This window comes from Pseudomonas sp. TE3899, from assembly GCF_056279105.1.
Window position 1 is genome coordinate 2815899 of the sequence record NZ_JBWBQR010000001.1, and the last position, 22565, is coordinate 2838463.

General features: G+C 53.7%; 16 protein-coding genes and 3 pseudogenes. 13 read left to right on the forward strand and 6 right to left on the reverse strand.

Annotated elements, in window-relative coordinates; all coding sequences use genetic code 11:
* The first annotated feature begins 114 nt into the window (after nucleotides 1-114).
* Nucleotides 115-906: a CPBP family intramembrane glutamic endopeptidase gene (locus tag ACZ89E_RS12845; RefSeq protein ID WP_476255811.1), complete on the forward strand. Its 792-nt coding sequence runs from the start codon at nucleotides 115-117 to the stop codon at nucleotides 904-906.
* Here ACZ89E_RS12845 and ACZ89E_RS12850 read toward each other — a convergent pair.
* Nucleotides 881-2311, reverse strand: coding sequence for an FAD/NAD(P)-binding protein (locus ACZ89E_RS12850; protein ID WP_476255812.1), 1431 nt, complete (start codon nucleotides 2309-2311; stop codon nucleotides 881-883). The genes ACZ89E_RS12845 and ACZ89E_RS12850 overlap by 26 nt on opposite strands.
* A 495-nt stretch (nucleotides 2312-2806) precedes the next feature.
* Here ACZ89E_RS12850 and tnpC point away from each other — a divergent pair.
* A pseudogene (tnpC, locus tag ACZ89E_RS12855) lies at nucleotides 2807-3589 on the forward strand (IS66 family transposase); the annotation flags it as partial.
* On the opposite strand, the gene ACZ89E_RS12860 reads toward tnpC, so the two are convergent.
* Nucleotides 3561-3674 (reverse strand): plasmid pRiA4b ORF-3 family protein, encoded by a 114-nt coding sequence (locus ACZ89E_RS12860; RefSeq protein ID WP_256672340.1) that lies wholly within the window; start codon nucleotides 3672-3674, stop codon nucleotides 3561-3563. The pseudogene tnpC and the gene ACZ89E_RS12860 overlap by 29 nt on opposite strands.
* A 24-nt stretch (nucleotides 3675-3698) precedes the next feature.
* Here ACZ89E_RS12860 and ACZ89E_RS12865 point away from each other — a divergent pair.
* From ACZ89E_RS12865 to ACZ89E_RS12875, 3 genes and pseudogenes are all read left to right on the forward strand, one after another.
* Nucleotides 3699-3983: pseudogene (locus ACZ89E_RS12865) on the forward strand (plasmid pRiA4b ORF-3 family protein); the annotation flags it as partial.
* Nucleotides 3984-4339: 356 nt separating this feature from the next.
* A complete protein-coding gene (locus ACZ89E_RS12870) occupies nucleotides 4340-5299 on the forward strand; it encodes a glycosyltransferase family 2 protein (RefSeq protein ID WP_476255813.1) in 960 nt (319 codons plus the stop codon).
* A 34-nt stretch (nucleotides 5300-5333) separates the two neighbouring features.
* Entirely contained in the window at nucleotides 5334-6155 is an 822-nt protein-coding gene (locus tag ACZ89E_RS12875) for an NAD-dependent epimerase/dehydratase family protein (protein ID WP_476255814.1), read from the forward strand.
* A gap of 71 nt (nucleotides 6156-6226) precedes the next feature.
* On the opposite strand, the gene ACZ89E_RS12880 is transcribed toward ACZ89E_RS12875, so the two are convergent.
* From ACZ89E_RS12880 to ACZ89E_RS12895, 4 genes and pseudogenes are all read right to left on the reverse strand, one after another.
* Nucleotides 6227-8392 carry a glycosyltransferase gene (locus tag ACZ89E_RS12880; protein ID WP_476255815.1) on the reverse strand — a complete coding sequence of 722 codons (2166 nt, stop codon included), beginning with the start codon at nucleotides 8390-8392 and terminating at the stop codon, nucleotides 6227-6229.
* Entirely contained in the window at nucleotides 8385-9071 is a 687-nt protein-coding gene (locus tag ACZ89E_RS12885) for a 2OG-Fe(II) oxygenase (RefSeq protein WP_149660519.1), read from the reverse strand. Before ACZ89E_RS12885 ends, ACZ89E_RS12880 begins: the two co-directional genes overlap by 8 nt.
* The gene (locus tag ACZ89E_RS12890) at nucleotides 9071-10495 is read right to left on the reverse strand and encodes a polysaccharide pyruvyl transferase family protein (protein ID WP_372242357.1); all 1425 of its coding nucleotides are present in this window, start codon (nucleotides 10493-10495) and stop codon (nucleotides 9071-9073) included. Before ACZ89E_RS12890 ends, ACZ89E_RS12885 begins: the two co-directional genes overlap by 1 nt.
* 36 nt (nucleotides 10496-10531) lie before the next feature.
* Nucleotides 10532-11797 (reverse strand): annotated as a pseudogene (locus tag ACZ89E_RS12895) (ABC transporter ATP-binding protein); the annotation flags it as partial.
* Nucleotides 11798-12390: 593 nt separating this feature from the next.
* Between ACZ89E_RS12895 and ACZ89E_RS12900 the strand changes: the two are divergent.
* From ACZ89E_RS12900 to ACZ89E_RS12935, 8 genes are all read left to right on the forward strand, one after another.
* Nucleotides 12391-13209, forward strand: coding sequence for an ABC transporter permease (locus ACZ89E_RS12900; protein WP_149660589.1), 819 nt, complete (start codon nucleotides 12391-12393; stop codon nucleotides 13207-13209).
* Nucleotides 13199-14491: an ABC transporter ATP-binding protein gene (locus tag ACZ89E_RS12905; protein WP_178129198.1), complete on the forward strand. Its 1293-nt coding sequence runs from the start codon at nucleotides 13199-13201 to the stop codon at nucleotides 14489-14491. The genes ACZ89E_RS12900 and ACZ89E_RS12905 overlap by 11 nt, the downstream gene beginning before the upstream one ends.
* A complete protein-coding gene (locus ACZ89E_RS12910; protein WP_149660521.1) occupies nucleotides 14482-15318 on the forward strand; it encodes a sulfotransferase family protein in 837 nt (278 codons plus the stop codon). Before ACZ89E_RS12905 ends, ACZ89E_RS12910 begins: the two co-directional genes overlap by 10 nt.
* A 110-nt stretch (nucleotides 15319-15428) precedes the next feature.
* On the forward strand, nucleotides 15429-17879 hold the full coding sequence (locus tag ACZ89E_RS12915; protein WP_476255816.1) for a glycosyltransferase: 2451 nt from the start codon (nucleotides 15429-15431) through the stop codon (nucleotides 17877-17879).
* Nucleotides 17880-18037: 158 nt separating this feature from the next.
* Entirely contained in the window at nucleotides 18038-20347 is a 2310-nt protein-coding gene (locus tag ACZ89E_RS12920; RefSeq protein ID WP_476255817.1) for a phospholipid carrier-dependent glycosyltransferase, read from the forward strand.
* A 12-nt stretch (nucleotides 20348-20359) separates the two neighbouring features.
* Entirely contained in the window at nucleotides 20360-21373 is a 1014-nt protein-coding gene (locus tag ACZ89E_RS12925; protein WP_149660524.1) for a glycosyltransferase family 2 protein, read from the forward strand.
* The gene (locus ACZ89E_RS12930) at nucleotides 21370-22161 is read left to right on the forward strand and encodes a class I SAM-dependent methyltransferase (protein ID WP_256672343.1); all 792 of its coding nucleotides are present in this window, start codon (nucleotides 21370-21372) and stop codon (nucleotides 22159-22161) included. The genes ACZ89E_RS12925 and ACZ89E_RS12930 overlap by 4 nt, the downstream gene beginning before the upstream one ends.
* The gene (locus ACZ89E_RS12935; RefSeq protein WP_149660525.1) at nucleotides 22158-22565 is read left to right on the forward strand and encodes a GtrA family protein; all 408 of its coding nucleotides are present in this window, start codon (nucleotides 22158-22160) and stop codon (nucleotides 22563-22565) included. Before ACZ89E_RS12930 ends, ACZ89E_RS12935 begins: the two co-directional genes overlap by 4 nt.

The following is a 22565-nucleotide window of genomic DNA, read 5'->3' on the forward strand; positions in this document are numbered from 1 at the left end:
AAAGCGGGGGGCCGCTGCGCGGCCCAACGGGGGCAAGCCCCCTCGCCACAGGCAAGCCCCCTAGCCACAGGCAAGCCCCCTCGCCACAGAAGCTTTCAGCCTTAAGGACTCTTTATGCTCGCTCTGCCATGGCTCCACCTGGCACTCCTCTCCATCGGCTATGCAATCGCGCTGACCTACGGCCATCTCGGCTGGCTCGCCGCGATTTCCGTCGCATTGCTGTTGTTAGCCGGTTTCGCCGTACGCCAGCAAAAGATCCAGGCCGGCCGCTACATCGGCCATGGTTTGTTCATCATCCTGGCCCTGGCGCTGGCGATGCATTGGCTGCCGGGTTTCTACAACGGTCGCGGCATCGACCCGCAACGGTTCACCGACAATGCCGTGCCGTTTTCCATGTATTTGAACCAGGACAAGCCGCTAATAGGTTTCTGGTTGTTGCTGGTCTGCCCGTGGATTGTCGGTCGGCGCTCACTGCGGCTGTCGATTTACGCCACCGCCCTCGCCATGACCTTGAGTGTCGTGCTCGCCCTCGGCGGCGCCTTTTTGTTGGGTGTGATCAGTTGGGCGCCAAAATGGCCGGACCAAGCCTGGCTGTGGGTCTTGAACAACCTGCTGTTGGTCACCCTGGTGGAAGAAGCGCTGTTCCGCGGCTACATCCAGGGCGGTTTGAGCCGGCATTTCAAACACCTGCCCTACGGCGAAAACCTCGCGCTGCTGCTCGCCTCGCTGCTATTTGGCCTCGCTCACTTGGGCGCGGGCTGGCAATGGGTGTTACTGGCGGGGCTGGCAGGGGTCGGCTATGGTCTGGCCTACCGTTTTGGTGGCTTGGGTGCGGCCATCGCCACCCATTTCGGCCTGAACCTGCTGCACTTTGGGCTGTTTACCTATCCGATGCTGGCTGGGTAACAACACATATCCTCGTGAAGGGCTGGCTCGCCAACCCTTGGCCAAGCTGTTGCGCGTGGATGCGAAGCTCCGGGACTGCTATTGCCTCCCAATACTTTGCTTTGAGCATCGGGCCGATGTAGTGCAGCCCGCGCAACGAATCACTGCCCGCCGTAATGAGCTGGTAATGCTCATCCACCTCAAGTCCGATTTTCTGTCGATCCTGTTTGATCAAGCCATCACGTAGCAATTGATTGAGAATAGGCTGATCCACAGCTGCGATATCGTAGCTGGGGCCGGTTCCATTAATCAGAGCGCCGACCTCGATGCTACTTACGCCTTGATGACCTCTGAGCGCTACATCGATCCGAAGGCCCGAACAGAATTTCTCTACCCCCCTTACCCTGCCAGCCAGTTGAACAACCTGCCCCGATTCGATCAGCTGCTTAATGCGGCGCTCGGAGGCTGGTGCCAGGCGGTGGCGGTGGATATCCCAGTACGGCACGACCCTCTGCAGGAATTTGCCCCTCTCTGTGTCTGAAAGGTTTTTCCATAGGGTAGCTGTGTGAGGGCGAAGCTCATTAAACATATCCCGCCAGTCGCCGCCGTCCGCTTCACGAGCCTTTGCTTCTTTCCGCGCAGCACGGGTATAGGCGCGTATGGTCATGGGGAGGGAAGCAAGCCAGGACGGGAATCCGCTGGTGCGTGGCGGCTGGGGATTGAAGCGGTGACCAAAAGGCAAAAGACCACGGCGGGAAATCATGTAGACCTTGCGGCCCGGGTTACAGCTGGTCAGCCTGAACACCGCATCGATAGCGGTATGACCCATCCCGAGGACAGCCACTGGTGCATCTCGGTCAAGGACGTCGATGGCGGCGAAGTCCAGGGCACTGACCACCTGGCTGCTCATTGCGACTGGAATTCCAGCGGGCAGTTTCGGGGAAAAATGACCTAGCGCCAGCACAACCTTATCAGCCATCACGTCTTCAGCGTTTTCCAGTTGCAGCCGGTAAGGTTTGCAGTCAGTAGAAAGATGTACGGCATTCACTTGCGCATTCACGATTGAAATGACACCGGGGTACTGATCCATGGCGTCCTTTAACTTCTGCTCCAGATACTCGCCATACAGCCGGCGCGAAATGAATGACTTGGCGTTGAAGGCTGGATCCAGCTCTTCGCAAAACGCGACGAAATCGTTGGGTTCATCAGCAATGGCGCTCATGTTGCCTGCCGGAACATTGAGCAGGAGATTATCGTCATCGTAGCGATAGGCAAGACCACGAGAGATCTGACTGGTTTTCTCGATTAACAGAATGCGCAGCCCCATTGCCGGGTTGGCTCTAAGCGTGTTGATGGCCGTGAGGGTTCCACTGAAACCTGCGCCGACGATGGCGATGCAGCATGCAGGAGAGGTAAAGGCGGTCATAGGTATTGGACATCCGTGTGGGCAAAACCAGTTAAGGCACTTGCCAGTGTGAAGGCACCGTTAATCATCCTGACGTAGAGCTGTCATGTGGAAGCATTCCAAAGAAAATCTGTCGCAGATTGTGATTTAATACAAAAAACAATCAAGCCAAATGATTTAAATAGTGTTTTTACATATTCACCCACATAAATTGCGTATTGCGACAAGGGAAACTGTCCATGTTAAGCCCTGATCTTCTTGGATTGGACGCGCCCGTGGTGTGGGATACGCAGCTCTTCAACCCCACAACCAGTTAATGCGGCTAGAACTGCAACCGAAAACAATAGCGCAACTTTTTCAACCTGAATAAATCTAAAAAAAACCAATTAAAAATCACGCCAATTTATGTCAACGAACCACTTTCATCTTAAAACCAATCCGAAAACTCCAGCCCAGCCAACTCCATATTTTTTTCAATATCTGCTCTAAATAAGTCCTTAAGAGCAATCAAGTCAGGCACGTTTCAAAGTGATCTGCCATGTCTGACCGAAGTTGGTTTGCGGCTGCTGCGAGCGCATCGCCCAAGTGCCAGCACCGAGTCGCCCGATAGCCCGAGGCCTCGCTGGCCCGGGGTTACTGGCCCATGTACTGGTCTCCAAATTTGTCAATCATCTTCCCTTGTATCGCCAGTCCGAGATCTACGCCCGCGAGGGCGTGGATCTGGAGCGCTCAAACCTCGCCGACTGGGTCGGCCAGAGCAGTCAGTTACTGCGACCACTGATCAACGCCCTTGAGCGTCACGTCATGAGCAGCCATAAAGTCCATGCCGACGGCACGCCGATTGGCGTACTCGCGCCGGGCAACGGCAAAACCAAAACGGCTCGCTTGTGGACATACGTGCGTGACGACCGACCTGCCGGTTACACGACGCCGGCGGCGGTATGGTTTGCCTACTCGACGGATCGCAAGGGGCAACATCCCTGTGCTCATCTCAAGAGCTTCAGCGGGATCTTGTAGACTGACGGCTACGCCGGTTTTGCTCAGCTGTGTGCCAGGGGCTCCATTCAGGAAGCCGCATGCTGGGCTCACGCCCGCGGCTAGTTTTACGATGTCTATAAAGACCAGGCTTCACGACTTGCCGCCGAGGCGGCGCAACGGATAGCGGCCCTGTATGCCATCGAAAGCGGGATTCGCGGGCACCCACCCGATCAACGAAGAACCGTTCGACAAAGCCGGACAAGCCCACTGCTTGACCAATTAAACGCGTGGCTCAGCCAGACGCTGACTCAACTGTCGAAAAATCGGCGTAGGCGTGCAATTTGCCCAACGTGATGTTCTCGGATACCGCCACGCGGCGCCAAATGGCAGGGTCGATCCATTTCAATTCAATGTATTAGCCCTCAATCAGGAGGGAGGACATATGCACGAGTTTGAAATAGCCGGTGAAAACTACGGCATCCCCGACCCCGATGGATGGGGGCCACCCGTCAACTCGGAAACCCGCAAGACCCTGATCAAAGCGTTGTACGGGATAAAGAAGTTTAGCTATCTCTACGACTTTGGCGACGGCTGGGATCATCGGATCAAAGTCGAAAAGAAACTGCCCGCTGGGGCGTGTCCTCAAGTGCCGTACTGCATCGACGGTGCCAATACTTGCCCGCCGGAAGATATCGGCGGTGCGCCAGGTTATGCGTAATTCGGACGCTTACAAATCATCGCACTTTGCAAATGAATTTTATCTCTATCAAACAAAGACAAAAAATGAGCAATCAACTGAGAGTACAGCCCATTCCTTACGTATTCCTCAACCGCCTGATAAGGTTGTATTTCATCATGGCCAATAGAGTCGCCAACCACTTGACTAAAGGTACGATTTTCGACTACCGATTCAGTAGCCAGCTTTATTTCACAACAAGTGGCGTAATGCCACTGATACGATGGTACCCTTTGCAGATCTTACAGATCCAAGACCTGTCGGCCTCCAGTCAGTCGCCATTTACCTGAAAGTACTTGCAACCCAATATGCATCCAAGCCTGACCAATGGAGTGATGAAGTTGAAAGCAGTGGAACTGCCCACCATTGATGAACTGGTCAAGTCGCCTCTACATGGCGAGTGTGATGTGATCATCGTCAATTACAACGCAGGTGAACTATTGGTTGCTTGTGTAGGGTCAGCATTTGCCGCCGGTGCTTCCAGGATCATTGTGGTGGATAACAGCTCCCACGATGATAGTTTGAGGACGCTGGAGCGAACCCATACTACCGACGACTCGCTTCAAATCGTACGCAATGCAACCAACCTCGGCTTCGCCGTGGCGTGCAACCAAGGCGCCCTCCGGTCAGCGGCCCCCAATGTATTGTTTTTGAATCCGGACAGCGTACTCGCCGTAAATGCCATAGACCGTATGCTACTGGCTCTGCACAAGTCGCCAGAGATCGGTATGGTCGGAGGATTTCTGTGCAACCCAGACGGCAGTGAACAAGCCGGCGGGCGCCGAGTGTTTCCGACACCCAGACGCGCTTTCATGCGGGCTTTCGGGCTTTCGCGACTCGCCACGTTTTTCCCATCTGCGTTTTCCGACTTTTTACTGCATAAGGAGCCTCTACCTGCCGCCCCCATTGTCGTTGAAGCCATTTCCGGGGCTTGCATGCTGGTCAAGCGCGAAGCTATCGAAAGCGTCGGACTGTGGGATGAACACTATTTTCTCCACTGCGAGGACCTCGATTGGTGCATGCGTTTCCGTCAGGCAGGCTGGAGCGTTCTATTCGTGCCGGATGCTCAGATAACTCATGTATTCGGTGGCTGCAGTCGTAATCGCCCCTATTTCGTCGAGTGGCACAAGCACCATGGGATCCTGCGTTTCTACAGCAAATTTTTCCGCCGCAAATACTCTGTCCTCTTGTGGATCAGCGTGGTTATCGGGGTCTGGTTTCGATTCAGCCTGATGGTCATTCGCCATGCTGTTATCCAGCTTTTCAATGTATTGAACCTACAGAAAGAGACCTGAGTTGCGGATAGGAATATTAGGTGGTTCCAGCCTCTTGGGTGAACGCGCACTGCCATTGCTGGCACAAGCTGGCATTCAGGTAACCGCCTTTACTCGGGGGCTACCCAAAGCTTCCTGCCCCGGCGCTACCTGGAAAAATGCTGACCACTGGCACGGGCTGGAACTGGACACCTTCCTGTCATTTGCTCCCCTCTGGGTTTTACCGGACTACCTTGGGCGCCTCGCCAGCACAAACGTCAAGCGCGTTATCGTCTTGTCATCCACGAGTCGCTTTACCAAAGAAGCATCGCCTGACGCCCAAGAAAGGGTCTTGGCGCAGCGCTTGATAAGTGCAGAAGAGCATCTCGAGAAATGGGCGATCGAACGACAAATCGAATGGGTGATCCTGCGACCGACAATGATCTACGGACATGGGCGCGACAAAAACATTACTGAAGTAGCACGCTTCATTCAACGTTTCGGATTCTTCCCGCTGATCGGTGGCAGTACCGGATTGCGCCAGCCGGTACATAGTGATGACGTGGTTCAGGCGTGTCTGTCAGCCATTGGAATTCCTGACCTGCAAAGTGGCGGTTACAACCTTTCAGGGGGAGAAATCTTGCCTTATCACGCAATGGTGAGACGAATATTCCAGGCTCAGGGACGTCCGGAGCGAACACTGGCCCTCTCCGCGAAGACATTGAGCATGGTTGTTTCGATCATGCGGTGCCTGCCACGCTACCGGCATCTTTCAAGCGCGCTGGTGGAGCGCATGAACCAGAATTTGGTATTTGACCATCATACGGACGCCAGTGATCGGCTTGGCTTTTCTCCCAGACCGTTTCATTTGACACTCGAAGACTTGCCAGGACATTGAAATCACATTTAGCAACGGGCCTTCCGGTCTCTGCCTGACTCAGCCCCTGGAACATCTGATCAAGGTGTGGTTTACCCCCTCCCAGTCTTTTCCGGAACAAGCTCGTCGCGATGAACGTGGGCTTGCCAGGCTCCCCATTTGCTTTCGAAGTACGCCTGGTTTTTGTCCCAGAGTGCTTGATATTCGCCACTGGCGATCAGCTTCCTGAACGATGCCTGCCCGTAATGATGGATAAACGCATCTTCGGCACAGACCGTTCGGTAGCCACTAGCCTGCACGCGACGACTGTAGTCGTCATCCTCGAACATACCGATACCGAATGCCTCATCCAGAAAACCGACCTCATCCAGGACATCCCTGCGAAAGGCAACACAAAACATGGCGAGCATCGAAATATCGAACAGCCGTCCCTTGTGAGCTTCGGTGTAACCATCTGCAAAGTCTTGCATCTGTTGAATATCGGTGTAGGAAACTTTGATTTTCGCTTCGTTTCCTACAGCGTTTGTGACCGGTCCGACCAAGCCAATACTTGAGTCTCTTAAATGATGGACTAACGGGTCCAGCCATCCTTTAGGAACCACAGTGTCATTATTGAGCAGCAGCAGAATGTCGCCATTGGCTTCTCGCAAGCCTTGATTGTTGGCGGCAGCAAACCCCCGGTTTTCCGGGTTCAGGATGATCTTAACCGACGGCACTTCTTGACGCAGGCGCTCAAGATAGTCACACGTGCCATCGTCAGAGCCATTGTCGACAACAATGAGCTGGTAGTTGGGCCACGTCGTATTACGCAGAATACTGTTTACACATTGAACCGTCAGATTGAAATTGTTGTACGTAATGACCACGACGGAGACTTTTTCGTACAGATCGACGATGGCAAGTTGCATGCTATTGAATCGATCCTTCCAGTCATTGGCACGGGCGAGCTCAACTCGCCTTTTGTACATGGCAAGATCGCACTCAGCCAAAGCGCACTCTATCTGTTCGATGAACTCATCGACCCCGGTTGCGAAGTACAGCAGATCCTTATAGACGCTAATTTCTTTGAGCGGAGTGGATACCACCGGCTTGCCCGCACTGATGTACTCATAAAACTTCACCGGATCGACCGCGTGCGTCACGTTGTAGAGCCGGAAGGGGATCAGGCAGGCATCGAAATGGTCCAGATAAAGTGGCATTTGCGAGTAAGGCTTCCTGCCCAGCAACTGCACATTGGGCTTGTGCTCAAGGCCCGCCAGATCTTCGACGAAAATATCCCCCACCAGAATGAAATTCCACTCTGGTCGCCTGTCCGCCAACGCCGCCAACAATGGATAATCCAGCCATTGCGCCAAGGCACCATAGTAGCCAATCACAGGCCCGGTAAGTCCACTCAGCACTTCATTGGCAAAACAGTGTTGCTGGAAAAAAGCGAAATCTACTGCATTTCTGACCAGCAAGCATCGCGCGTTACAGGCGCACCACTTCTGATAAAGCGAGGCGGCAGAAACGGTCACCAGATCAGCCTGGGCAACCAGGATCTTCTCCTCACTCAGTAGCTGTTCGCCGATGTTCGGAAAGCCGTCCCAGTCATCCATACAGTCATAGTGGATCCGCCAGCCATGCGCGGATCGCAGACTGAGTGCCAACGGGCTCCAGTAAGCAATGTGAATCATCAAGAGAGCGCTTTTTATCTGCATGTCGGCTACTAGCGCAGCAACGGCTCGCAGGTAAATCCGGTTATTCTCAGGCGTCACTATTTTTTCGTAATACTCCTCTTGGACATCGCGCTGCAGTGCCACCTCAAAAATATTCGGTGCTACGGACCTCAACCTATAGAGCTGTCCTTGTTCAGGCACACTGGATGGGACGACATAAAACACCCGATAACCATTGTGCGCAAATTGACTCATCAACTGCTGTGGTCGCTGGAATCGTGCGGCCCAATCGATATTGGCGAAGCAGAGAATATCCAGGCGCCCTGCCGTTATGAAATCCGGGGCCACCTCAGGCATCAGTAACGGCTCTGGTGCTGCGGGGTACACGATTGCGCCCACCGTCTCGGGCAGATTTTGCCTAGTTGTAAAACCATAACGCATCAGCCGGACAAGAGAGCGCAGTGGTCGGGTGATGCGCCACGAGCGAGTATTTTGCAGAAAGTCGATCTTTGCCAGCGCGGTATCGCGTTCATTGATGGCTGAATCTCGCTGGGCCAAGGCCGCGTCGCGGTCGATCAAGATGCTATCGAGCTCAGCCATGTGGGTACCCATGCAACAGAGTAGTGTCGCCCTGCGACCACATGGAGCTGACGGAGCCAGGGCGATAGAACGTTGCAGTCAAGCTGCGGCGTGAGGAACTGCAGCCGCCCACCACCTGCGAGACGGCATGCCAGGAGTTATCCGAGCGCACCAGGATCGCCGAGTTGCCAACCAGGGGTTCAATCTCGGCAGCGACAGAGGCGGGATCATTGCTGTGTAAAATATTCAGGCAACCGCCGTCGTTGCGGTTCCATGACTCATTGAAATACAGGATATGGGTGACCAATTTGTCTGGCAGATCCGGATGGGCTCCCAGGCTGGCGCCAGGTCCGTAATGAAACACGTTGACCTCCATCGGCACATTGCGCAGATCGATCCCCGTCAGTCGCGACATGGCGTCCCGATAGTCAGCCGAACCAAGATCTTGCGCCAGACTCAGCCACGCTTCGCTCAGCTCTTCGGGAAAAGCAATGGTATTAGTCCCCATGCCCACCAAGGCACGAGCCTCATAGTCATAATTTTTTTCGCCCCCGTAACCACTCACTGTCTTGAAGTGATCATGGGGAAAAGACTGTGCCAACGCTGCGGCATCCTTGACTGAATACAGACTACCGATTTCAGCCCATGAGAAAGGGTGAGCCTTTAGAGCGGCGGGCTTGAGACGAGAGAGATCTAACATTATTTTTTCTTATTCGCTGCCAGGTTTCTGATGCCACGCGCGATGGAGCGCAGTGGTGCGGTCATTCGGAATGAACTGGAATTTTGCAATTCAAGAACCCTAGCATCACTTAGTACTAGCTGCTGACTGAGCTGAAAAATCCGTTGTTGCTGAGCCAGCTCTTGTATTGGCAGGTTTTGCGCTGGATTGATGATCTCAGGTACGACGGGGTGTACCGGACATTCAGCTTGCGATGCATCACTGCCCTCGACTGCTGCTTCGAGCAGATTCGGCAGATTTTGCAAAAATGCGCCCAACACTGGCTGGGACGAGGTTTTGCCCTGGCGAATGATCGCAGCGACCCGATCCCAGTGCTCAACCAACTTATCCGCCGCTGCGCGAGCCGCGGGCGATGGACTGGTTTTCCCCACACGCGAAATAAACCATTGAGGGTCGACGGTCACCACGTCCGGCAACGCATGGAGTGAGTCGAATTCAGCCAGCGCCGTGTATTTGCCCGTTGTCAGATCCGCCGAGCAAAACACCGGGACGCCAAACGCCAGTGCGGTTATCGCCAGATGGTAGCTATGTCCGATCACGGCTTGCGCCTGACTGAGAATTTCAGCCATCAGCAAAGGCTGCGGCCAAAACGACAAGGTGATGGCATGGGGTAGGCGCTTGGCAATGATTGATGGATCGTCACCCAGAACGGGGCCAATCGGAATAACCAGAAACCGATAGTGCTGGAACGCCTCAGGGTAGTCTTCGAACAGCTGTACAAAAGATTCCACCACGTGAATGGCGTGAATCACGATATATGGCCCGGTCAGCCCTGTTTGCTCACGCAGGCGAGTGAATTCACTGGAGGGTTGCTGCTCATCGATCAAGCGGGGCAAGCCAAACGCGGTATCAGGCAATACTTCGATCTCGGCCTGGTGAGTGAGCGCGCCAAGGGCATCACGTGACAAAGCGTCGCGTACTCGCACGTACTGGCTTTGCTCAAGGGCCATCGTCAATAGCGGCCTGGCCCAGGTGGGAATACTGTTGCAATGCATCCCGGGGGAATTCCACATTACCGGGACCGCATGCTGTAAGGCGATTAGCGCAGGTGTAAGCCAATAGCCCGTAGGGTGATGGATGTCGCGGGTTGTCGGGCCATAGCCATGGGCAACGACTTTATCGAAGCGGATGAGAAAACCACCGCCGATCAGAACGCCATCCAGGCTACCGGCAATACTCGGCAGTTCCGTCAGTGACGTCACCGTATACGGCCATTCAGGTTGGGTTTTCGCATTGTAGGAAAAACGATGCAGGTTAACTGAGCCCAGACGCTGAGCCAGCTCCGCTTCGGCAATGATCGGAAACAACAGATCGCCGTAGTTTTCTACGTCAAAGGTACCGAATATAGCAACCTGCCACGCGGGCTCGTTTATGTGCTCTGCCAAAACCTCACTCTCCTTGAGTCCGCCCTCGGGAAGTCGATCGACATTGAGTAGCTTTTCACTCGGCCGAGGGCTGACACTCTGCAGGCCCAGATTAACCATGCCCAGAAAGTCTCTTTGGTTCGGCAACATATCGAACGCCAACGGCGCTACCTGCTTCTCGATCAATTGCGAGGTGTCTTCAGTCACTCCGTGCAGGAGCTTCAGGGTGACGTGGTAGCGACCCGCCGCGAGGTTGGCCGGGAAGCGCACGGTGATCGCTGTACGCCGCCAACCATTTTCGACGGGGCCAGCCTGCAGCGCAAAATTCGCCCCACCAATCACCAGCAGCCTTGCCTCCTGGATGGTGAAACTGATGTTGGGTTGACTGATCGACTGATGAAGCAACGCCTCAACACGAATCTCAATGTCGTCGCCATACATGTAACTTGATGAAAGCTCCTGAGTGTTGGTGAAACAGGCAGAGCTGATGTGTCCCTCTTCGGTACCGAAAGCAATGCCGTCCTGGCCACCCATGAATGATTTGCGCGTAACCGGTATGACACCACCACTTGCCCATCGGCGTTGCTCGTCGCGCATATCGAGCAAGTACAACTCCGCCATTTCATCGGGCGCGCCGCTGGCTACTACCCGGCCTTCGCGCAAATAAATGACCCGATGGCAGAAACGTTTAACCATGCTCATGTCATGAGAGACGAACAACAGCGTCGTGCCTTTCGTGGTCAGCTCTTCCAGTCGATTCAGGCATTTGAACTGGAAGGATGCATCGCCGACAGAGAGGGCCTCATCGACGATCAGGATATCGGGCTCTACACAGACCGAAACAGCGAAGGCCAACCGTACCAGCATTCCACTGGAGTAGATTTTAATGGGCTGATCGATAAAGTCGCCGATATTGGCGAAGGCGATGATTTCATCAAAGCGAGCGTCGATTTCCGAGCGTTTCAAGCCCAGCACCGCCGCATTCATATAGACGTTTTCCCTGCCGGTGAACTCTGGATTGAAACCAGCCCCCAACTCAAGCAACGCAGCAATCCGGCCATGCCCCCGGACACTGCCACGGGTTGGCATCAACGTCCCGCAAATCAGTTGCAACAACGTAGATTTGCCACTGCCATTACGACCGATGATACCGACTGTCTCACCCTTTCCGACCGTCAGGGAAACATCGTCCAGGGCCCAAAACTCGCGATAAAAACGCTTCCTGCCACGCACCAACATCTGCAGCAGGCGGTCCTTGGGCGCATCATAAATTTGATAGCACTTGCTCAGGTTTTCGGCGCTGATGGCCATTTCAAACGACATCGGCTAAACCCTTCTGTGCGTCACTACCGTTATTTCGACGGACCCTGAAAATAGTACTGAGCAGGGCGCTGCGAACTAGTTGAGCACAGACGCGATGAAAACACGATCTTCGCCCAGCCTCCTCTTCAGTTTGCCACTTACACCTAAAGAACGATCCCAAAATGATCCGGCACAATGAACTAGCGCACCTATCGCTGGCGTCAGTTAACTGACTAATACTCGGCACACCTGATCGCCCAACCCTCAAAAAAGGCTCTGCAGAAAAACGAGTTTTGATTGTAGGAAAAGTTCAGCACGCGTAATATCTCGCCCCCTCTACTAACGGAATCAGTAGTATCGAAAAAGGAAGTCGACAGCATCGGCAGGGGACCAGCCTGATAGCACAGCAAGTCAGCATGCAGTGCTACAAACGAACAGGTACACGGAGGTTGATTCGTTTTGAGTGGCTCGACAGTTAACATTGAATAATATTAGTTCGTCGCTTCACGTCGAATTCGCCACTACACCGAATAGATTTACATCTGGCCTACCACTCCATGAGGACGTCGCTCAGGGAGCATGTGATCGACATCGCCTTAAGGATCAAGCAACCGATGCAGCCGTTCAGCACTTCCCCCGCCGCCATGATCAAGAGTGTTCTGATCAATCGAAACTTGATCCATGTCTTGATCCGCAGAGAAGTGATCGGTCGCTATAAAGGCTCGATGCTCGGCATTTTCTGGTCGTTCTTCACGCCCGCGTTCATGCTGGTGGTCTACACGTTTGTATTCAGTGTTGTATTCAAGGCCCGCTGGGCTGGTGGCGGTGACTCCAAGAGTGAATTCGCCCTGGTACTGTTCGCTGGCCTGCTGGTATTCAACCTGTTTTCCGAATGCGTGAATCGTGCGCCGGGATTGGTATTGGCGAATACCAATTACGTCAAGAAAATTGTGTTCCCACTTGAAATACTGCCCCTCGTGTCGCTCGGTGCAGCCCTGTTCCACACGACTGTCAGCCTCCTGGCCTGGCTGGTTTTCTATGTCGTACTGTTCGGAATCCCACCGGTAACCATTCTTCTACTACCGCTGGTGCTTTTTCCCTTGGTATTGCTAACGCTGGGTATCTCCTGGTTTCTCGCCTCGATCAGCGTTTACCTGCGTGACATTGGCCAACTCATCGGCATTCTCACCACGGCGATGCTATTTCTTTCACCGATTTTCTATCCGCTTTCGACGCTTCCGGAAAGCTATCAAACCGTCTTGCAGGCAAACCCTCTAACCCTTCCAGTAGAAATGGCTCGCGATGTACTTTTCTGGGGCAAGACGCCGCAATGGGGCAGCCTGGCCGCTTATTCGGCAGTGTCTGTATTCATTGCCTGGTCAGGCTTTACCTGGTTCCAGAAAACACGCAAAGGCTTTGCCGATGTCATCTGAAATTGTTATCCGTGTTGAACAGCTCAGCAAACGCTATCACGTCTATGAAAAACCCGTTCACCGCCTGCTGCAGATGTTTTCAAGGCAGCGCAAGCAGTACTTCAAGGTTTTCCCTGTACTGAACGACGTGAGCTTCGAGATAAAAAAAGGCGAAACGGTGGGCATCATCGGCCGCAATGGCAGCGGCAAGTCAACGTTGCTGCAGATGATCTGCGGCACGCTGAACCCAAGCAGCGGCCAGGTCACCACCCACGGTCGTATCGCTGCATTGCTGGAGCTTGGGTCTGGATTCAATCCTGAGTTCACGGGGCGTGAGAACATCTATCTCAACGGTGCGATGCTGGGCCTCAGCACTGCAGAGATCAACGAGCGCTATGCCGCCATCGAAACCTTCGCTGAAATTGGCGAATACATTGAACAACCGGTCAAGAGCTATTCCAGCGGCATGTACGTCCGCCTGGCGTTTGCAATTCAAGCCAACATCGACCCTGAAATCCTGATTGTCGACGAAGCGCTCGCGGTCGGTGATGCCCATTTCGTCCATCGCTGCATGGACCGCCTGCATCAACTCCAGGAACGAGGAACTTCCATCCTGCTCGTGACCCACGACAGCATGCTGGTCAAACGCTTCTGTGATCGCGCGATATGGCTGCATCAAGGCAAAGTGCAAAGCATCGGCGCAGCCAACGGCGTGGTTGATGACTACCTGGCGTGGCTCTTTCAAATGCCCGTCGCCAGTGAAACAAAGAGCCTTGAGCCAGCGACCCGCTTGCAGGCGGGCAACGACGAAGAACACATTGCAAATATCGACAGGCGCCTGGGCGATCAGCGCTGCCAGATAATTGGTGCACGTCTGTACGATAAAGACAGAAACCCGACCGACGAGGTACAAGGTGGTTCTGATGTCATCCTCAGATTCACCGCGACAAACGTTAGCTTGCCCCATGAACATTCACTGGTATTCGGCTACATCGTCAGGAACTTCAGAGGCGAGGAAATCGCGGCGACCAACACGCGGCTCGAAGGCATGGCCGCGGAACGATTCACGACCCTCGGCGAGCGCATTACGGTCGAAGCGCGAATCCACATTCCTCTGCTACATCCAGGGCACTACTCGATCAGCGTCGGCACCTCCTATGAACAGGACGGCGAGCTGCAACTGATAGTAGCCGACCGAATTATCAACGCGATCGTCTTCAGCGTAAGTTGCCACAAGAAAATCAGCACCATGACCTGTTTCGATACCGAGTTCAGCCTTCAGCGAGCGCCGCAATGTTCATAATCTTTGGTAGCCCACGTTCGGGTACGACGTTCCTCAGAGAATCGCTGAACCAGAACCCGGCAATCGTCATTCCTCACGAAACCGACTTCATCGTTCCTCTCGCGTTTTTGATCGACCGCATACGCGATGAACAAATCGGTCGCAGACTCGCTGCTGAAATGATTGTTTCGACCAAAGACTTTGCCGCCAGTATTGGCTGCTACCTTGCCCCGAGCGAAGTCGAAAATTGCGTCTATAGCGCTGATTACAACGTGCCTGCCATACTCGAAAGCCTGTACGCACTGGTCGCCGAGAAAACAGGAGCTTCCATTGCCGGGGATAAATCCCCCAATGATTTGGGCTCATTCGGAATCCTGCGCAATACCCAGGTATTCAACTCGAACATCAAGGTGATCCATATCGTGCGGGATGTACGTGACGTCGTACTGTCCCTGCAAAGTACCGCTTGGGCACCTCAAAACATTGAGAAGACATTCCCGGGCATCTGGAACAACACCAACCTCAACCTCCGACGGTTCGCCACTCAAAAACCGGAGAATTACTTTTTCGTCCGTTATGAGGACCTCGTGGCGGGCCCTGAGTCGGTACTCCAGCCCTTGTGCGATTTCCTTGACGTGGCGTTCGATGATCGAATGCTGGATTGGCAGAGCCTCGGCAAGGATTTGCGGCATTTGCCCCATCACAAAAATCTCGGCCAACCACCACTGAACAACCGTTGCTACGCCTGGAAAAATCTCGGCGACGCGGCCAGCTTCCCGTGGGTTGCAAGAGCCAGTGAGGCACTGCTGGAGTTCGACTATGAGCTTGCGTCGAATAGTCAGCAGTAACCGAGCGAGACAACACCTCGCGGCTCAAAATTTGTTTTAAAACGTGCGACTCGCGAACGGTAGATGCCGCGCCTGAGTTGACCGCATTTACCATAGGACCAGAAAATCGCATGGAACAGATCAATCGTCTTGTTGATTGCATCGACCAACTGACTCGTTCAGCAGAATCCAGATCCGTCGAAGCCTTGCAGCTCGTCAAGGAAATCGAGAATCGAGATAGGCTTATCGATCAACTACGCCTTGATTCAAAAGAACTTCGGACTCGCGTATCGCTTCAGGAACGCGAGATCGAACTGCTGCACGAGCAGTTGCAGGCGACTGAACAGTATCTGAAAGATGCCGGTGTGTTACTCCAGGCAAAAGAACGCGAGGCTGTCGCCATTTCCGATTGGGCGGTGGATTTGCGCACTCGACTGGCTGCAAAGCAAGCAGAGCTGCTCAAACTCTCTGACTGGAGCAGCGCCATCGAGCGCGCACCGCTGCATTATTCGATACGCAAACTACTGTTTAAATTATCGCGCAGCATCTACGCGCACCTGCCGCTCACCGCAAACCAAAAAAGCAGGCTGGCGCGTCGTGTTCGCAGCTGGCTAAAACCACGCAAGGCAACGTCGGGCAAATCACTGACATCGTCAGGCGTTACATCGTTGCCGCTCCCGCCACCTCAAGCAAACATTGAAGTACAGTCCTCCACTGCGCATCCCACGGTCCTGATGTTCGGAGTCATTGACTGGCACTTCCGCATTCAGCGCCCGCAAAACCTGGCCAAAGAGTTGGCCAGAGCAGGACAGACGACATTTTATATCTCGAATCATTTTATCGACGACGAGGCACCCGGCTTCGAAGTAGAACCACTGGATGAGTCCAGTGGACTATTCCAGATCCGCCTTAAGGTCCTCGGCGCACCGGCTATTTATCATGCTCCGCCCTCAACTGCCGCGATCAGCCAGCTGTGCCAGAGTATCGCCATGCTCCTGCAATGGGCGAAAGTCGATACTGTGGATTGCATCGTCCAGCATGCCTACTGGTTCCCGCTGGCAAGACGTATCCCAAATTCCACGCTGATCTATGACTGCATGGATCATCATGAAGGCTTTGGCAACGTTGCGCAGGAATTGCTCGACCTTGAAATCGCCTTGATGCGCAGAGCGGACCTGCTGGTAGCGACGTCCGACTGGATTGAACAGCACGCCAAGCGAGAAAACCGCAACGTAGAAGTGATCCGCAATGCCGCTGAGTACAACTTCTTCAGCCAACGTCCCGACAACGTCTACCGGGATCCTGAAAATAGAAAAATCATCGGTTATTACGGCGCCATTGCCGAATGGTTCGATCTGGACCTCGTCAAGCAAGTAGCCCAATCCTTCCCGCAGCACCTGATACTGCTGATTGGCAATGATACGGTGCAGGCGAAAAAACACCTCAAGACCTGTCCGAATGTGGTCATGGAAGGCGAAGTTCCGTATGCCTCACTACCGCACTATCTCCATGCCATAGACGTTTGCCTGCTTCCGTTCAAAGTCATTCCGTTGACCCTGGCCACCAATCCGGTAAAGGTCTATGAATACTTGAGCGCGGGGAAACCCGTGGTGTCGGTGAAACTACCGGAGCTGAGCCAGTTCGGGGAACTGGTCTGGACGGCTAAAAACCCGACTGACTTCATCTCGGCAATACACAATATTCTGGAAACACTGCCAGAGGCCGACTCCACGCTGCAAGCGCGCCAATCATTCGCACAGGGTCAGACCTGGCAGCATCGGGCCGCAAGCTTGCGTCAGGCCATCGACACCTTGCCCCTGCCTAAAGTCAGCGTCGTGGTGTTGACCTATAACAATCTGGAGCTCACCAAGGCCTGCCTCGACAGCCTGTTGACCCAGAGTCACTACGCGAACCTTGAGATTATAGTCGTCGATAACAACTCCAGCGACCACACCCCTGCATTCCTCACCGCCTGGGCAGATGGACATCCAGACCGGATCGTCATCCTCAACCCTGACAACAAGGGATTCGCAGCGGGCAATAACGTGGGTCTCGCAGCGGCCAGCGGCGATTATATGGTTGTCCTGAACAATGACACAGTGGTCACCGCCGGCTGGATCAAAGGCTTGATCCGTCACCTACAGGACAACAAAGACATCGGGATCATCGGCCCGATCACTAACAACATCGGCAATGAAGCAAAAGTCAGCACCCGTTATTGCCGGATAGAAGACATGCACACCGAGTCTTCAGAAATGACCCGCGCCCATATGGGTGAGTGGTTCGAAATCAATACCCTGGCCTTTTTCTGCGTAATGTTCCCGCGCTCGACCTATGAGCAAATAGGTAGACTGTGCGAAGAGTATGGTCTGGGGTTCTTCGAAGATGACGATTACTGTCGCCGCGTGCAGCACAGCGGCATGCGTGCTGCCTGTGCCGAAGATGTCTTCGTTCACCACCACTTGTCCGCCTCGTTCAACAAATTAGGCGCAGAGAAAAAACAGGCACTTTTCGAAAAAAACAAAGCGATTTACGAGCGCAAGTGGGGACCTTGGGTCCCGCACACGTATCGAGACGTATAAGCAGCCCGTTATGCGCCCCTTTGCACGACACTGATGTGTTGAACACCAGAGACGATATTTTGCATAGAGATAGCCTGAAATACGCAGTGGTACTGTCCGTTTTATTAGCAAGTACGGCTATCAGCCTGTACGGTTTTTCGACGCTTGAACTTCCGAGTATGAACAGCGACATCCGGACGATATTGCTGTCGGTGGCAGGTCTGACCTCCCTCACTGTCATCACCCGCCAGTCACCGATAGTTCTGGGCTTCGGTTTGATTGCATGCCTGTCCATTGCCTTCGGACAGGCTTGGCCAATGATTGTCCTCGCTGTGTTCGCGCTGTCTTCAACCGTATTCGGCAGATGGATGCTGGGGCAAAGAATATCCGCCGACTGGACCGTCCACTTCCTGATCGGAGCGGGTACGTTTGGCACGCTTACAGGCCTGGCGGCGTACTTCCCGATCAACTACCCTTGGCTGTATTCAGCGCTGCTGTTATTGCCGCTTTTATTGGGGCACAAACACACCACGTCGATATGTCGTGAACTTCTGACGCGAATTCGAGCCGTCCACCGCCCGAAAACAACAACCCAGACTGTACTTGACGTACTGATTTGTAGCTTCGCATGCCTTTACGTATTGGTAGCCTTCATGCCGGAGGTAGGGCACGACGCGCTGGCTATGCACCTCTTCGTTCCTTCACATCTGGCACAGCTACATCAGTGGAAGTTCGACGCAAACACTTATGTGTGGGCTGTCATGCCCATGCTGGTCGACTGGATCTACAGTATTACCTATATGCTGGCCGGTGAGACAGCATCGCGCCTGACCAACTCCGCATTTACTTTGTTGCTGGCGTGGCAAGTTCGGAACATGACAATTTGGGCCGGAGGAACTGCCACAAGCTCCCGGTGGGCAGCCCTTATCTTCCTGTCGACTCCCCTCGCATTCGCTGAAAGCAGCAGCCTGCATATAGAGTCGGCGTGGACCGCTTTCATAATGGGCGGATCACTCGCGATATTAAAAGTCTCAAGTTTCACACCTGATGCCAAAGAGCGTATGTCGCACCTGCTCCTGGCAGGGACAATGCTGGGCTTCGCCATGGCGGCCAAGGCCGTGACACTGAATATCCTACCGGTCCTCCTGGTTTTTCTCTTATTGCAATACAAAGCCTGGGCCCTCCAAGGGATAGTCAGGACGCTCATCCTGGGCTGCATCTGCTTGATACTAGCGGGGGTTACACCTTACGTCTCTGCCTGGTATCTGACGGGCAATCCCGTATTCCCGTTTTTCAATGCCATTTTCCAATCGCCGCTATGGCCGAACAAAAACTTCGAACCACCGGCAATCTTCGGCACAGGGGTTACCTGGGATACCCTCTATCGAATGGTCTTCAAGTCGAATCAGTTCATTGAAGGACAAGTTGGCGCGGCAGGTTTCCAATGGCTACTGCTGCCCACGACTGCCGCCGCCCTGGTATTGAGCGGAAACAAAAAAGCGTTGTGCATCCTCTTTTTCGCCGTCGGCGCGATGATCATGACGTTCCACTCAACGGCGTATTTGCGTTATATATTCCCCTCTTTCGCTCTGTTTTCAGTGATTCTCGCCCTGCCCTTCTCCGACAGTAAGGTCTTCCCGCGGACCCTCGCAATCATTGCCGGTGTCCTGTTGGTCCTGACCAATACCCGATTCATTCAGACGGCGACTTACTACGGTCAAATAAATCCATCTTCGCTGTTCAGTGCGGCCGGTCGAGATGCCTATCTATCAGAGCGTTTGCCTATCAGAAAAATGGTCGACGCAGTCAACGCTTTAAATACCGAACATCATCCCGTGGCGGTCTTTGCGTCCCCCTTGATGGCGGGCTTGAGCAGCGATGCCCTTTACACGTCGTGGTACAACGTGAAATGGAAAGCCGAATTCGACGCGGCGACCTCGCAACCAAAACTTACGCAGCTATTACGCCGCCGTCAGGTGGACTGGCTGATTATCGACCTCAAGAACACTCCCAAGGCTCAACTCGAGCTACTGCTCAATGTGTCCACTTCGTATGCAAAAAACGGTGATCTGGACCTGCGCAAACTTAATAACACTTACTCCGAACGGTTGCTCAACCCCGAGCTATCCAACCTCGAAGGCTGGAGTCTGAGTTCGCCATCGACCTATGACGCGTCTCGAAAAATCCTGACCGTCAATGTAAAGACACCGGCAACACAGCGTGTCGAAGTGACGCCGGGACAACCTTACATAAACAGCGTCTTTGCACGCTGCGCAACGACGCCCACTCCCGGAAGAATCCAGGCCAACTGGATGGATGCCCAAGACGCCTTCATTACTACCGACATCGAGACGTTTGACTGCACGACGGAATGGGAGACACACGAGATGAACGTAGTCGCACCTCTGAATGCCTCGTCCGTAATCATCTATGCGTCCGGCCATACCGATACTCCTCTGGAGTTCAAGTCACTTTCATTCAGACAATAGTCAGCGATATCGATGAACTCAAAAACAGAGCTTTTCACGGAAGAACAACGAGTTGCGGTAGTCATCCCAAGCTACCGGGTAACTGCGCACATCGCAGGTGTCATTGAAGCCATAGGGCCGGAAGTGTGGCGTATCTATGTCATTGACGATGCCTGCCCAGATGGTTCAGGTGGGCATGTGCTGACTTCCTGTACCGACCCGAGAGTCAAGGTGCTGCCCCACGACGTCAACAAAGGGGTGGGCGGTGCAGTAATGACCGGCTATCGAGCAGCCATTGAGGATGGTGCGAGCATCATCGTTAAAGTCGATGGCGATGGTCAGATGGATCCGGGTCTGATCCCGCTTTTTATTGAGCCGATCCTTGCGGGAGAAGCCGACTATACAAAAGGCAATCGCTTTTTCGATCTGGAAGAAGTTCAATCGATGCCGCGGGTTCGCCTCTTCGGCAATGCCATATTGTCGCTGATGGCCAAACTGTCGACGGGGTATTGGGATCTGTTTGACCCCACTAACGGGTATACCGCGATTCATCGTGACGTCGCCAAGCTATTGCCCCTCGACAAGGTCAGTCAACGCTACTTTTTCGAGACCGACATTCTGTTCCGCTTGAACACCGTGCGCGCCGTGGTTGTCGATATCCCAATGGAAGCCAGATACGGCGACGAAGTCAGCAATCTTAAAATCTCGAAAATCATTGGCGAGTTTCTATTCAAACACCTGCGAAACTTTACCAAACGAGTGTTCTACAACTACTACCTGCGAGACATGTCTTTGGCCTCGATCGAATTACCGATCGGGATTCTCATGTTCTTGTTCGGGACCCTCTTCGGCAGCTATCACTGGCTTGAATCCGCTCAGAATGCCGTCGCGACGCCAGCCGGGACCGTGATGCTCAGCGCTCTGCCTATGCTCTTTGGGTTGCAGTTGATCATGGCATTCCTCGGCCATGACATCGCCTCCGTACCAAGCAGGCCAAGGCATTCCAGGCGCCGTAAGGCAATGCCATTGCGAGAAAAAAACCTATGAAGGCACTGAGAGATTTTCTGTCCGATCCATCGCTCAAGGCATTGGACGTCGATGGCGTCGAGCGCCTTGAACTTCATGAGAGAGTTCTTGAGCGCAAGCGAATGCTCCGGGAAGTATTCATCGAATTCCATCATTCGTTTCATCGCCTGGCCGACCGGTATTTCAAGGTCAAAGGTCTTGAGGTGGAGCTGGGTGCGGGCATCGCGCCCATGCGCAATTCGTACCCTGAAGTATTGGCCACGGACATTGTCTCCACCGAGCAACTGGACATGGCACTGAATGCTGAATCAATGAGCCTGGACGACCACTCGGTCAAAGCATTTTATGGCCAAAACTGCTTTCACCATTTTCCTCATCCCGATCGGTTTTTCACAGAGCTGGAGAGGACGCTCAAACCAGGTGGCGGGGCCATTTTAATAGAACCCTTTCACGGACCATTTGCCGCTTTTCTCTATAAGCGTCTGTTCAAGTCCGAGGGATTCGACATGCACTTCGAGTCGTGGGAAACACCGTCGACCGGCCCCATGAACGGCGCCAATCAGGCCCTCAGCTATATCGTCTTCGTTCGGGACAGGAACGCATTCGAGCTCAAGCACCCTGGTCTGGAGATCGTCCATCAGGAAATTTGCTGTAATTATCCCCGCTACCTGATTTCGGGCGGATTAAACTTTCGCCAGTTGCTCCCTGATTCGCTGATCCCCTTGATTAAAGTCGTTGAAAAACTGCTTTACCCCTTGCGGCGTGTGCTCGCACTCCATCACATCGTGGTCATCAGGAGGAAGTCTTGACCTTTATCAGGTATGGCGCTATCCAGCTCCTAGCCTATGCGTTGGACATGGGAACCTTTTTGCTTTTGATCTCTTTATTCAAGGATCAACCGGTCCTGGCCAATATCGCCGGCAAAGGGGTCGCCGGTGTGTTCGCTTTCTTTTTGCATCGGTACTTTACGTTCCAGTCGACCCGTGGCAGCGGCAAAGCTCAAGCACTCAGCTACTTCTCATTGCTCGCCATTAATATCCCGGTTGCTTCGGCCTTGTTCAGCGCGGGTCTGTATTTCGTCAATAGCCCTACCCCGGTGAAGTTTGTCTCCGACGTGGCCTGTGTAGTCGTGACTTACTGGATCAGCAAACTGTTCGTGTTTAGTTCCGATGCGCACACGTCTGCCGCGTCCGACCGCACTAAAGGTGTATGA